Source organism: Pseudomonas sp. NY8896 (assembly GCF_039634505.1).
Genome location: NZ_CP132350.1, coordinates 5,151,204 through 5,164,889 on the forward strand (window position 1 = coordinate 5,151,204; position 13,686 = coordinate 5,164,889).

General features: G+C 59.5%; 11 protein-coding genes. 5 read left to right on the forward strand and 6 right to left on the reverse strand.

Annotation, left to right across the window (positions count from 1 at the left end):
• The first annotated feature begins 140 nt into the window (after positions 1-140).
• Complete coding sequence (locus tag Q9451_RS23195) at positions 141-779, forward strand: DUF2062 domain-containing protein (RefSeq protein ID WP_012271146.1); 639 nt, start codon at positions 141-143, stop codon at positions 777-779.
• Here the strand turns inward: Q9451_RS23195 and Q9451_RS23200 are convergent.
• From Q9451_RS23200 to Q9451_RS23210, 3 genes are all read right to left on the reverse strand, one after another.
• Positions 663-1,442 (reverse strand): ABC transporter permease, encoded by a 780-nt coding sequence (locus Q9451_RS23200; RefSeq protein ID WP_012271145.1) that lies wholly within the window; start codon positions 1,440-1,442, stop codon positions 663-665. The two genes, Q9451_RS23195 and Q9451_RS23200, sit on opposite strands and share 117 nt — an antisense overlap.
• Positions 1,439-2,371 carry an ABC transporter ATP-binding protein gene (locus Q9451_RS23205; protein WP_012271144.1) on the reverse strand — a complete coding sequence of 311 codons (933 nt, stop codon included), beginning with the start codon at positions 2,369-2,371 and terminating at the stop codon, positions 1,439-1,441. Before Q9451_RS23205 ends, Q9451_RS23200 begins: the two co-directional genes overlap by 4 nt.
• Positions 2,372-2,504: 133 nt before the next feature.
• Positions 2,505-3,128: a glutathione S-transferase gene (locus tag Q9451_RS23210; protein WP_012271143.1), complete on the reverse strand. Its 624-nt coding sequence runs from the start codon at positions 3,126-3,128 to the stop codon at positions 2,505-2,507.
• Positions 3,129-3,330: 202 nt separating this feature from the next.
• Here Q9451_RS23210 and Q9451_RS23215 point away from each other — a divergent pair, with 202 nt between their 5' ends.
• The 4 genes from Q9451_RS23215 (at position 3,331) to Q9451_RS23230 (ending at position 7,757) form a co-directional block, all read left to right on the forward strand.
• Positions 3,331-5,778, forward strand: coding sequence for an acyl-CoA dehydrogenase (locus Q9451_RS23215; RefSeq protein WP_012271142.1), 2,448 nt, complete (start codon positions 3,331-3,333; stop codon positions 5,776-5,778).
• 79 nt (positions 5,779-5,857) lie between these two features.
• The gene (locus Q9451_RS23220; protein WP_012271141.1) at positions 5,858-6,268 is read left to right on the forward strand and encodes a PA2817 family protein; all 411 of its coding nucleotides are present in this window, start codon (positions 5,858-5,860) and stop codon (positions 6,266-6,268) included.
• 218 nt (positions 6,269-6,486) lie between these two features.
• Positions 6,487-6,963 (forward strand): fimbrial protein, encoded by a 477-nt coding sequence (locus Q9451_RS23225; RefSeq protein WP_012271140.1) that lies wholly within the window; start codon positions 6,487-6,489, stop codon positions 6,961-6,963.
• Between the two features lie 59 nt (positions 6,964-7,022).
• A complete protein-coding gene (locus tag Q9451_RS23230; RefSeq protein WP_012271139.1) occupies positions 7,023-7,757 on the forward strand; it encodes a molecular chaperone in 735 nt (244 codons plus the stop codon).
• Positions 7,758-7,766: 9 nt separating this feature from the next.
• On the opposite strand, the gene Q9451_RS23235 is transcribed toward Q9451_RS23230, so the two are convergent.
• From Q9451_RS23235 to Q9451_RS23245, 3 genes are all read right to left on the reverse strand, one after another.
• Entirely contained in the window at positions 7,767-9,230 is a 1,464-nt protein-coding gene (locus Q9451_RS23235; RefSeq protein ID WP_012271138.1) for a hypothetical protein, read from the reverse strand.
• Between the two features lie 49 nt (positions 9,231-9,279).
• Positions 9,280-11,481 (reverse strand): autotransporter outer membrane beta-barrel domain-containing protein, encoded by a 2,202-nt coding sequence (locus Q9451_RS23240; protein WP_012271137.1) that lies wholly within the window; start codon positions 11,479-11,481, stop codon positions 9,280-9,282.
• Between the two features lie 147 nt (positions 11,482-11,628).
• Positions 11,629-13,656 carry a hypothetical protein gene (locus Q9451_RS23245; protein ID WP_049773224.1) on the reverse strand — a complete coding sequence of 676 codons (2,028 nt, stop codon included), beginning with the start codon at positions 13,654-13,656 and terminating at the stop codon, positions 11,629-11,631.
• Between the last annotated feature and the right edge of the window lie 30 nt (positions 13,657-13,686).

The following is a 13,686-nucleotide window of genomic DNA, read 5'->3' on the forward strand; positions in this document are numbered from 1 at the left end:
GGTAGAGCTCCAGAAGGCAAATTACCTTCTGAGGCATAGCCCATTTGCCGGCAACGCTTGCTCAACAATTGTCACAAACTCTAAACGAGCCTGAGCAGGATTAAGGGCATACTTCCCGGATCAACGCTCCGGGAGCCTACATGCCGCGCCGACTTTTCAAACGCTACATGCCGGACCCGACCAGCATTCGGGAACACAAGTCCTTACGCTTTTTCGGCAAGTTGCTGCACGACCCGAACCTCTGGCACCTGAACCGCCATTCGGTGGCACGGGCCATGGGCGTTGGCCTGTTCGCCGCGCTGATCCCGATGCCCGCGCAGATGCTACTGGCTGCCGCGCTGGCCATTCCGGTGCGCGGCAACCTGCCGATCGCCGTCAGCCTGGTGTGGCTGACCAACCCACTTACCATGCCACCTGTGTTCTTCGTCACCTACATGACAGGCGCCTGGCTGATGCAGGTGCCGCCACGCAGCTTGCCCGATGAGTTGACCTTCGAGTGGATCACCGACCAGTTGGCCACGGTGTGGCAACCGTTTCTGCTGGGTTCGGTGGTGTGCGGGGTGGTGCTGGGCATCGTCGCCTACTTCACCACCCTGTTGTACTGGCGCTGGTGGATTGGCCGGCAGTGGCGCCGGCGCAAGCTCAGGTGTTCGCAGCAGGGGTCATGCACGCATGCCGCGACCGCTGACCAGCAGGCGCACGCACAGCAGGTAGAGCACCGCAGTGGCCACCAGCATGAAGGTGATCGCCGTGCCAATGCTGATATCCGACACCCCTAGGATGCCGTAGCGGAATGAGTTGACCATGTGCAGCACCGGGTTGGCCAACGACACGGTCTGCCAGAACGGCGGCAGCAGGTTGATCGAGTAGAACACGCCGCCCAGGTAGGTCAGCGGCGTCAGCACGAAGGTCGGGATGATCGAGATATCGTCGAAATTACGGGCGAACACCGCGTTGACGAAGCCCAGCAGCGAGAAGATGGTGGCAGTGAGCAGCACCACGATCACGGTCACGCCCAGGTGATGCACCTGCAGGTCGGTGAAGAACATCGACAAAATGGTCACGATCACCCCAACCGCCAGACCGCGCAGCACGCCCCCCAATACATAGCCGACCAAGATGGTGTGCGGCGACACCGGCGACACCATCAGCTCTTCGATCGAGCGCTGGAACTTGCTGCCGAAGAAGCTCGACACCACGTTGCCATAGGAGTTGGTGATCACCGACATCATGATCAGCCCCGGCACGATGTACTGCATGTAGGTGAAACCACCCATATCGCCGATCTGCCGACCGATCAGGTTACCGAAGATGACGAAGTACAGCACCATGGTGATCGCTGGTGGCAGCAACGTTTGCGGCCAAATGCGCAAGAAGCGCCGCACCTCGCGGTAGACGATGGTGTTCAGGGCGACCCAGTTGGTGCGCAGTTCCACACTCATACGGCCACCTTCGACAAGTTTTTTTCCACCAGGGACACGAACAGCTCCTCAAGTCGGTTGGTCTTGTTGCGCAGGCTCTGCACCTCGATGTTCTGCAGCGCCAGCTGGCCGAACAGCGCGGTGATGCCGATGTCCTTGTCCACCTGCACCTCCAGGGTATGCGGGGTCAGCAGCCGGCTCGGGTAGCCTTGCAGCACAGGTGCACTGGCCAGGTCCTGCTTGAGGTCGAGCACGAAGGTTTCCACATGCAGCTTGCCCAGCAACTGGCGCATGCTGGTGTTCTCGACGATGGTGCCGTGGTCGATGATGCCGATGTTACGGCACAGCTGCTCAGCCTCTTCCAGGTAATGGGTGGTGAGGATGATGGTGATGCCCTTCTGGTTCAGCTCGGTGAGGAAGCTCCACATCGAGCGACGCAACTCGATGTCCACACCCGCGGTGGGCTCGTCAAGGATCAGCAGGCGCGGCTCGTGGATCAGCGCGCGGGCAATCATCAGGCGGCGCTTCATGCCGCCGGACAGCGAACGCGACTGCACATCACGCTTGTCCCACAGGCCCAATTGGGTCAGGTACTGTTCGGCGCGTTCCTTGGCCAGCTTGGGCGGGATGCCGTAGTAGCCGGCCTGGGTCACGACGATGTCGAAGGTTTTTTCGAACTGGTTGAAGTTGAACTCTTGCGGCACCACGCCCAGGCAACGCTTGAGCGCCGAGGGCTCGCGGTCCAGGTCGTGGCCAAACACGTTCACCGTGCCACTGGTCTTGTTCACCAGGGTGGAGAGAATGCCGATGGTGGTGGACTTGCCGGCGCCGTTGGGGCCGAGCAAGGCGAAGAAGTCGCCTTCGGCAACATCGAGGTCGATGCCTTTGAGGGCCTGAAAGCCATTGCCGTAGGTCTTGGTCAGCTGTCGGATGGACAGGGCGGAACTCATAGCGGGTCACTTACCGAGGAAAAAGGTGCAGGACACGCCAGGTAAAGTCACTGGCGCAGTGAGTACGGCCATGGTGCAAGGCAAGGCCGCACAAGTACAGTCACATCTATTGATAATGACTATCGAAGCAGGGTCAGGTGAGCGCCGTCATCACCGCGGCCTGGTAGGCCGGGCGCTGTTTCAGGCGCTCATACCAGGCTTCGAGATGGTGCATGGCCGGGCGTTCGATGGGCATTTCGAACCAGGCGTAGATGAAGCTACCCAGTGGGATGTCGCCCATGCCGATCTGGTCACCGGACAGATACGGCTGCTTGGCCAAGGTTTCGTCGGCAATGGCCAGCAATTGCGCGCACTGCTTGTGCGCGGCGTTGATCGCCACCCAATCGCGCTGGTCTTCCGGGGTGCGCAAAAGGCCCCAGAACAGCGGGCGGAAGGGTGCGGCGAAGGACGAGGTGGTCCAGTCCATCCACTTGTCGGCCAGGGCGCGCTGGCGTGGGTCTTCTAGGTACCAGCCCTGCTCGGCGCCGTACTCGGCGCACAGGTAGCGGACGATGGTGTTGGATTCCCACAGGGTCAGGTCGCCGTCTTCGAGCATCGGCACCAGGCCGTTGGGATTGCGGGCGCGGTAGTGCGGCTCGTTGACCACACCGAAAGCGCCGCCGGCGTCGATGGAGTCGAAGTCCAGGCCCAGCTCGTGGGCGATCCACAGCGCCTTGCGCACATTGCTCGAATTCTTGCGACCCCAGATCTTCAGCATGGCAACGTCCTTATGAATGCACAGGTGTTGCAGTCTACTCCAGACCCTCGCCGCCTGTACCCATGAAGAAACCAGCACAGGCAAGCACATGAACTGAAACTCCCGCTGCCACACCCTGTCACTGTTCAGAACATGCCGTTCACAGCGTTGCGTCTAAGCTGTCTGGGACGGCTCAAGCCCTTGGTTCCAAGGAGGACCGATTATGTTGCTGTTGTGGTTGGTAGTGCTGGTGATCGGCGCGGCATACCTCACGCATCGGCGCCTGGCGCCCTTGCAGATTCTGGGCATCATGGCGGCCTACGTGCTGCTGATGGGCATTTTCAGCAGTGCACCCGGCTGGTTGCTGACCCTGATCTGGGGGGTACTGGCCTTGAAAATCGCCCTGGTTGCGCTCCCGGACTGGCGCCGCAAGGTGTTCACCGGGCCGGTTTTCAACTGGTTCCAGCGTACCTTGCCGCCCATGTCGCAAACCGAGCGCGAAGCGATCGATGCCGGCACGGTGTGGTGGGACGGCGAACTGTTCAGCGGCCGCCCCGACTGGCGTACCTTGCTGGCCTACCCGGCACCGAAACTGACCGACGAAGAACAGGCCTTCATCGACGGCCCCACTGAAGCGCTGTGCGCCATGGTCAGCGACTGGCAGATCGGTCAGGACCTGGACCTGCCACCCGAAGCCTGGGGTCACATCAAGCAGCATGGCTTCTTCGCCCTGATCATCCCCAAGGAATACGGCGGCAAAGGCTTTTCGGCCTACGCTCATTCCCAGGTGGCGATGAAACTGGCCACCCGCAGCGGCGATCTCGCCTCCACGGTGATGGTGCCCAACTCGCTCGGCCCGGCCGAATTGCTGCTGCATTACGGCACCGACGAACAACGCAACCATTACCTGCCACGCCTTGCCCGCGGCGACGAGATCCCCTGCTTTGCCCTGACCGGCCCGTTGGCCGGCTCCGATGCCGGCGCCATGCCCGACACCGGCATCATCTGCAAAGGCCAGTGGAACGGCGAAGAAGTGCTGGGCCTGCGGCTGAACTGGGAAAAGCGCTATATCACCCTGGGCCCGGTCGCGACCTTGCTGGGCCTGGCCTTCAAAGCCTACGACCCGGACCACCTGTTGGGCGACGAGCAGGAGCTGGGCATCAGCCTGGCCTTGATCCCCACCGACACGCCCGGTGTCGAAATCGGCAAGCGCCACCTGCCGCTGGGGGCCGCCTTCATGAACGGCCCCAACAGCGGCAAGGACGTGTTCGTGCCGCTGGACTTCCTGATCGGTGGGCAGGCCATGCTCGGCAAGGGCTGGATGATGCTGATGAACTGCCTGTCGGTAGGCCGTTCGATTTCCCTGCCTGCGGTCGGCACCGGCGCGGCCAAGTACACCAGCCTGGTCACCGGCCAGTACGCCAATATCCGCGAACAGTTCAACGTGCCACTGGCCGCTTTCGAAGGCATCCAGGAATCGCTGGCACGCATTGGCGGCAACGCCTGGCTGATGGACAGCGCCCGCCTGCTGACCGCCAAGGCCGTGGACCTCGGTGAAAAGCCTTCGGTGCTGTCGGCGATTCTGAAGTACCACCTCACCGAGCGCGGCCGCGAATGCATCCAGCACGCCATGGACGTGCACGGCGGCAAGGCCATCATCATGGGGCCGAACAACTACCTGGGGCGCAACTGGCAAGGGGCACCGATCTTCATCACGGTCGAAGGCGCCAACATCCTTTCGCGCAACCTGATGATCTTCGGCCAGGGCGCCATCCGCTGCCATCCGTTCGTGCTCAAGGAAATGGCTTTGGTCGGCCGTGAGGACCGTGACCAGGCGCTGCGGGAGTTCGACGAGCTACTGATGAGGCACATCATGTTCGCCGCCGGCAACGCGGCCAGCACGTTGGTGTTCAACCTGGGGCTAGGGCGCTTCGAGTCGGTACCGGGTGATGCATTGAGCCAAGGGTATTTCCGCGCCCTCAACCGCCAGGCTGCCGCTTTCGCCCTGCTGGCCGACCTGTCGATGATGCTGCTGGGTGGCGCGCTCAAGCGCCGCGAACGCCTGAGTGCGCGCCTGGGCGATGTGCTCAGCTACCTGTACCTGTCCAGCGCCGCGCTCAAGCGCTACCACGACCTGGGCTCACCCGAGCACATGCAGCCACTGCTGCGCTGGGCCATGGAAGAAAGCCTGGGCCAGGCGGAAAAGGCGCTGGACCGGCTGCTCGACAACTTCCCCAACCGATTTGTCGGTTGTGTTCTGCGCGTGCTGGTGTTCCCCTTCGGCCGCCGCCATACCGGGCCGAGCGATGAGCTGGATGCCGAAGTGGCGGCGCTGATCGGCCGCAGCAAGGGCGACCCGGCGCTGGAGGAATTGCTCGCCGGCTGCTTCCGACCCCAGGCCGAGGGTGACCCGGTGGCAGCATTGCAACGGGCCTGCAACCTACTAGACGAGACTGCGCCACTGCACAAAGTGCTGCATCAGGCGCTTAAGGAGGGCAAGGTACAGCCGGCACCTGGGCAGTCGGCCATCGATGCGGCAGTCCAGAGTGGTGCATTACAGGCTGACGAGGGTCAACGCTTACAGGCGGCGGAGCAGGCACGCCGGGCAGTGATCGATGTGGATGCCTTCGACAAGGCGCAACTGCTTCCGGAGCAGGGCAAGGTGCGATGAAACAGGGGGCCGTTTTGCGGCCCCTTCCCCAACCGGCGTATACTCCGGCCCCGTTTCAACCACCCCGAGGACCGCCCCCATGGCCACCCCCCATCAGGCATACCACCTACAACTTCTGAACCACCTGCGCACCATTCTGGCTGCCCTGGGGGAAGCCGAGCAGGTACCGGAGGAAAGCCACGTCCTGTTCCTCGAGCGCTTTGACGAGTTGTTGACCCTGCTACCGCAGGACCCACTGGAAAGCCAGTACCTGGGCCAGGACCTGATCTGCCAGGTCATCCAACGTTACCCGCAAATCGCTCACCTGGTGCCGCGCGACCTGCTGTGGTTCTTTGCCGGCGATTGCCTGCACTTCATGCCGGATGAAGAACTGGCCTTGTACCAGGCACTGGAAGAACGCCGCTACGAATGCGAACAGCGCGGCGAGGCATTCGACTGGTTCGAACAGAAGCAGCTACTGGCGTCGGCAACAGCTGATACCCGCCACTAAGCTCGCGAAGTACCGCTATGGCGAAGGCGTGTTGAACTACACAAGCGCTTCCCTTTTTTCCCGGGAAGCTCAGCCTTCGCCTACAGACCCCCTGAGGTGCCCTGCGTACTCTGCCGACGCGCTGAGACACATGAGTTTCCAGCGATCAACCAGACAGGGTTCATCCAATGAAAAAAACACTATCCGTGCTTGCACTTAGCCTCTGCAGCAGCGCGGCAATGGCCTCGATCATCAACTTCGAAGGTACTGTCAGCGGGCCTGGCACCTGCCCGATCGAAGTCGTTACCCCTGGCGGCCCAAGCCTGCCGCTGATCCACCTGGGCAACTATAATACGTTCAACTTCACCAAGGTCGGGGAAGAAACCTCTCCGAAACACTTCGCATTGCGCGTCCCGGCAAGCTGCGTGACCGGTACTCAACAGGCCTACGCGACCTACCAGGCAGGCTACGGCGCCGACCAGACCAATCCCAACCTCTATGCCCTCAAAGACGGCCTGGGCTACAGCACCGGCCTGGGCCTGGCCATCAACGACCTTGCAACCCGCCTTGCGCCGGGTACTGAGTCGATGAGCTACGAGGTTAACGACACTACCGACACCGACATGGTGTTCTCGGCGCGCCTTGTCACCACTTCGGCAACAGTGACCGAGGGGCAGATCGACACCAACGTCTCGTTCTCTGTCGATATTCGCTAATTCATGCCCCCTGGCACTGCCAGGGGGTATTTCGTTTCGCCAATGAAACCGGCCCGACCATGTCTACTACTCTGCTGCGCAAGTACGCGCTCAGCTTCGCCTGTCTGGCGACGCTTTCTTCAACCACCGAAGCGGCCTTGACGATCAGTGCCACGCGCGTTGTCCACCCTGGCGACCAACACAGCAGCTCGATCGTTGTCGCCAACCCAAGCAACATTACCTACGCCACGCAAGCCTGGGTCAACACCGCAGCCGACGACACCAGTACCGCTGTCCCCTTTGCCGTATCCCCGACCTTGTTCAGGCTCGACCCTAAGCGTGAACAACTGGTCAAGATAAACGCACTGCCAAACAACCTGCCCACCGATCGAGAATCGCTGTTCTACTTCAATGTTCAGGAGATCCCCCAGATAGACAGCGGGCAGGACAACGTACTGAAAATCGCCCTGCGCACCCGCATCAAGCTGTTCTATCGGCCCAGCCAGGTGAAGGGTGTGCCCGAGCAGCACCTGGACAGCCTGCAGTGGTCATTGGCAAGCAACAACGGCAAGACCTTCCTGCAGGTCCTTAACCCCACGCCCTATCACTTCACCTTTGGGCGCTTGGAAGTGGGCGCACCGGGCAAAATCGAAAAAATCGATACCGCCTTGATGGCCATGCCTATGCAGACGCAGTCCTTTGAACTGAAGACAACCCAGGCCAGCAAGGGCCTTCAAGTACAGTTCACCACGATCAACGATTATGGCGGCACCACACGCCTGGTAGAAAAACCGCTATCCGTAACGGCCATTTAGCACGACCGCTCAATCGCGCAGGCCCAGGTCAAGCAGCGGGAAGTTTGCTTCTTCTGGCCAGGTCTCGCCCTGATCAAAACTGACAAAAACCCTGACGCTTAACTTGTCGCGCTTAAGCGACATCAAAAAAGGCTTGGTCGCCTTGACCGTATCGTCGAACCCCAAGCCGTTTTGCACCTCCGCCGGGGTCAAGGCATGTTCTTTGAGCACTTCTTGCGTCGATGGCTGCCCCTGGGTGTCCACGCCGCCGACGACCAAGGTGACCCTGTGATCCGCATGAATGTATTTCCAGGCAGCAAGGGTAATGGTCAAGCCATCAGCCGGGACCTGGGACAGGTAGACCGTATCATTCGAGGATGGGTGAACGTCCGGCCTGGGAAGCCCTTGATTCAAGGGCAAGCACAACACTAACCGGGATAATGACGTATGAACGTTACCACCCGTTGTTTCTGTCACCTCAAAATACACAGTCAGCACCTTGCCACTGTGTGGCGCGATCCTGTCCAGCGGGATCTCGTACTCATGGGGGAAGCCCGACGCTTCTGCACTTGTCTGATAGCTGCCCACACGCCCAGGCTCGCCCCAGAAAACCTCGATCGTTTCACCGGGTAACGCCGCCCCTGTTGGCACCTTGACCCGCATGTAAGTCATGCGTGAATTCAGGTCCAAAACAACCTGCTGCTCCTCTCCCACAGCATGGGAAACCTCTGGCCAGCTCAAATCTCTGGGCACCGGCGCCGCATCGACCTGCAACTGGACGACTTTCGGCTCCACTGGCGTGCTTGGGTTACCGGCATAGTCACATAGCAGGTAGTGTGCAAAACGCGCCCCATCCCCTCGATCCAGGATGACATCGCCAGGAATCTCCACTGTGACGGGGAGATCCCCCTGCTCGAGGACTTTTTCGGCGACAAGATTGTTTTCATACAATTGCGTGTCCCAGAACCAGCGAATATGGTCTCCAGGCACAAAGGTCTGATAATCCGGAAGCAGAGCGATAACAGGATCGTGACGATTTAGGTAATCCTCCGTTATGCCATCTCTCATCACCTCATCATCGAACAACAGGGCCCCGCGGTCCGCCCCCAGGCTGGGCCCCGTCAAGTCCAGGGTTATCGTTAGCGGGGCCGAATCCTGTTCAGCCCCGTTGTACGCTTTGACCCTGTATGTCAAATCGGGCGTAGCGTCATTCTTGAGATCTTGAACGGGAATCTCGACGAAGTAATCATCTGCGGCAATGGGTGCCGTCCATTGCTTGAGCGCACCTACCTGTACGCCGTCCCACATCAGCATAAGTGTCTCTGGCCTCCCAGGGGTTGGGGGCGAACCACTGTCCCAGGGCGTGACATCCACACGTAGGGGGGCTTTGAGCAAATCGAGAGGGATGACGTTCAGCGCGCCACCCACCAGGTTTGCAAGCGAGCCTTCCACCCACGGTGGAGGAAAAAGCGCGTCCGACTTGTTGCTTGGCATCACTCAACCTCCAACGTGAATGGTTTGCTGCTATAAAGGTGCCTGCTGCTTACCAGCTGTAACGCACGCCCAGGTTGGCACCCCAAGGTTGTTCCAGCGCCTTGCCATTGCTGTAGTCGAAATCGGCATGCAGTTGCAGGCGCTCCGTCAGCGATACCGCTACCCCCATGCCTAGCTCCGCGCGCGAGCCTGACAGGTCGTTGTCGAAACGGTGATCGTTGACCTTGACCAGGTTGTTGTTGGCGAATTCGTGCACATAAGCCAGGCGCACATAAGGTTGCAGCCACTGCCCACCCTCAAGCTTCAAGGTACGCCCCGCCGTGGCGCCGGCCTTGCCCAGCACCGAGTGCGTCGTATCACCGTCGGCCTTCAAGCCATTGTCCAGGTGGTAGTCCTTGCCCTGGATACCAACGACCGACAGTTGCCCGAAAGGCTCGACGAAATAGCCATCATTCAGCGCCAGGTGGCGACCGAACTCTACCGACGCCCCCACGCCAACGTTGTCATAATCGCCCTCGGTACGCTGGCCATCACTGAGACTTACCTTGGCCTGGTTGTCGAAGCGGTTCAGCTTGACCACGCTGTCGAGGTAATAGCCGGTCTGGGCATCCAGCCAAGTGGCATACAGCCCCAGGTAATAGCTTTTCACCTCGCCCGAAGCGCCTCGGGTCAGGTTCAGGTCTGAGCTGCTGTAGCCCGCCATAACCCCGGCCAGCCATTGACCATCGCCCCACGGCAACGGCGTATCGGCCCCCAGCGAGAAGCCCTGCTGAACTTGGCTGTAGGGCGTACCGGTCGAGGCCGAAACGTTATATTTGTTGCCATAGCTGCGGGCCCACAGGCCCGCATTGCGCTCGTCAAGCCGCAACTCACCCATGCGGCTGCGCAGGGAAGACAACTCGCCGTACCACACCGTGGGCGCAGTATTGAACAAGGCCATGGCCGCCTCGGTACCTGGGCTTATCGTTTTGGTCGCGCCATCCAGGAACCAGTCATTGCCGCGCTGCACAAGGCTATAGGAGAACGCCCCGAGGTCCACCGGGCCGTTAAGCAGCGAGAACTGCGCATCCCCCGCCGCCGCATGAACCAGGTGCAGGCTGTTTTCCTGCGTGGGTTCATTGCCGCTGCTGCCGACCAGCAGACTATGGTTGCCGGTTGCCGTGCCGGTGATGTCCAGGAAGTCGGTTTCGCCTGTACTGAAATCGGCATCCATGATGAACGTGCCACTGCCCGACAAGTTGCCAAGGGTCAGGCGCTGGTACTGCGTGGCTTCACCGAAACGTACCGCCCCCCCCGCCATGGCCAGTTGTGCGACCTCACTGTCCTCGACCATGTTCCAGCGCCCGCCGTCATTCAGTGCCAAGCTCTCGACATTGGTCAGGCGCCCGGTCAGGCTGGCCTGGTTGCCCAAGGTCAGCTTGGCGCTGGAACCGTCCTCCACCAGGACATCACCTACCAGGTTGCTACCCTCCACCAGCATCGTAGCGTTGGAGCCGTTCGCCACTTCCAGCAGGTTGCCATTGCTGCCAACCAGCGTAGTACCGCCGCTGATGGTGATCGCCGCATCGCCGGGCGCCTGGTTTGCGCTACCCACCCGGATGGCAGCGCCATTCTGGCCCTCCACCCGCGAGCCCTGCAGATTGAGCGATGCAGCTTCAGTCGAAAGCGCATCGCCCACCACCCGGATGCCATCCGTGGCACTGGTCAGCTGGCTGTTGGTCGCATCCAGCCGAGCATCGCCAAATAGCAAAGCAGCACCGGCTGCCCCGGTACTCACCAGGGTGCTGTCGGTCAGGGAAAGATGAGAACTCCCGGCCACCCTGGCACCGCCGACCCCGCCTTCGATATGGCTGCCCGTTACCGACACCGTTGAACCCGCCGTCGCACTGCGCAGTACATCGAGGCCAAACAGGTTGCTGGTCAGGCGCGAGCCATTGGCGATGGTTGCCGAAGCACCGCCATTGACCATGACTGCAGCGACACCCGTGGCGGATACCGTGGAGCCCTCAAGCTGTAGACCTCCGCCTGTGCGCACGTCGATCTGCTGAGTGGTAGCCCCCTCGGCTACCAAGCGCCCGCCGTCATTGACCCTGTAGCTGTCAACCGGGGTACTGGCACCGATTTGTTGCTCATCGTCCACCAGCGTCAGGGCACCTGCAGGCCCAGTGAAGAGCACAGCAGAGGCGCCTAGCAAGAGTTGCCCAATGGCTGACGCCAAGGGGGACAGGGTGAAGTTGCGCCTTTTGATCATTGCACTTTAGCCTCATCGATTAACCCGCAAACGGGCAGCAAAAACGTGAGAAAGGCTATTAAGAAATCACCCAATCGCGAGTAGGAAAAGTCCTGTAATTGATGCGACTTTTCAGCAAACCCAGCCCGCATGCCGGATCGCCAACACTCAAGGACGAACAAGTGGGCATTCGGCGGTAAACGAGTGCATGGATACCACTGCCACGGCAGGCTCGGATGTGATCGTTTTACCATTACGTTCAAATGCATAAATGAAAGTCGCCAGCCCATCATAAGTAACTGCCTGATTGAACTCGTAAATCGGCTTCAGGCCATCGGCATAAGGGATTCGCCAAACGAACCCGGTGGGTGGGTTAGTCGCATTCAACTGAATAGTTTTTTCAAACTTAGCATTTGGTATATCGAGCCCACCAGGAGCAGTTCCCTGGGTCGCCGTCCAGGTCAGTGTCAAGTCTTCACCGTTGGCCAACCATTTGCTCAGGTCAGGGATATTGATACGCACATCAGGGTTAACATCAGTTGGATCCGCAGGGTCAAACAACGAAGTGCAGTTCAGCCACAGGCGCCCTCCGCTTACAAAACCACCCAGGATCTCCGCAGCTTCCGGGTGTATGACAATAGCCTCCACCACAATTGGCTGAGGTCCAGAAGCAGCCTTGTTCGGCACACCTGCACGGCTGACTTCATAGTGAGCAAAGCGGTTGCCATTGTCGTGTCGAAGAATGTATGCCCACGGAATGGTCACTTTGATTTCGTTGCCAGGGTCGGCCTGCTCAAGTTGATAATCCGCTTCGATGACATGTTCATCGGTGTAGTAAAACTCAACCAGATCATCTTCCGCGAATGCAGCGTCGATCGTTACTCTCAACTCGGCATCGGCGCCATCATCGTTCTCGGTCAGGTGATTTTTCTGGTTATCATTGCCTCCATATACATCCGGCAGGGCCATTTGCGGATTTACAGGCCCCGGCCACTCCGGATCAGGGTCGGGCACGATCGGGCCAATGCGCTCAAGGTTGACATCGAATGTGTCACTCTCACCGCCCAATGGGTGATCGCCACGCCGCACTTCATACGTTACATCGACCGGTTTGACGCCTGTAGAGCCTTTGCCGTAAATATCCAGGATAACACTGGCAGGAATAGCCTGCTTGACCGGGAACGTACCCACTGCCCGCTCAGCGAAATCATGTGTGCCCCAATGGAGGGTAATCAGATCCGACGATTTGAAATGCTGGAAGGCATCAATCTGCACTTCTATACCTTTAAGCACGGCGTCCTGATCCACCACACCGTTGTTCATGTCTAACACCAGAGGCTTCTGGAAATCCGCCGGGACAGGCAAATTCCCTAGCGCCACCGTAACGCGCGTGGCCCTAGACACGGCACTGCGATTACCGGCCTTGTCCTGAAGAATGTAGGCGATAAGGATGCCACCGTCCCCCTCATCCTCAATAACATTCTGAGGCACCGGTATCGTCAGAGGCACTGTAGTGACAAGCGCGGTGCCGTCTGGTACCAGGTCACCCGGATCAACAGGCACTTGCTTGCGCCAGACCCACCCTACGGTATCTTTAGCATCCCAACCGGGATAAGTGGTGTCACTCGGAAGTGGATAGCCAGGCAATGTGAGCTCAACCGAACCAATATTGGTGTCTAACACGGCAGCAATAGCCGGGAATGGATTGGGCATTTGATTGGGGTAGGGAGCGACACGATCAAAGATCAAGTGTAACGGGGGAAAATCTACAGGCAGGGGGTTGTTATAAGGGACGACCCTGATAAAAAAAGTATGACCGCCTTCACCCCATCTTTTTACCTGATCCTTATCCAGAGTAACGTCAAAGGGGAAAACACTGTTTCTATCATACTGACCATTGTGCAGCTCCTCCTCGGCCCCACCGTCTGGCAGATGCAACAGCCACATCTGGTCAAACTCCCCTACATTGGGATCACCTGCTGCACCCCAATCAGTGATGGTCAAATCAATATCGACTGCATCATCTGTCAAGGCCGAGCTCAGCATCGTATTATCGGTGGGGTCTGCTATCAGGGCCGGATCGATCTGAGGTGAGACAGGCGCAAAAACACGCTTACGGCCTGAGGGCTTGCTTTTTTTACCGCTCACCTTTTCTTTAATTTTTACTTTAATTTTCCCTTTCAATTCTACTTTCATATTAGACACTCAACATAAGGGGCTGCGCGG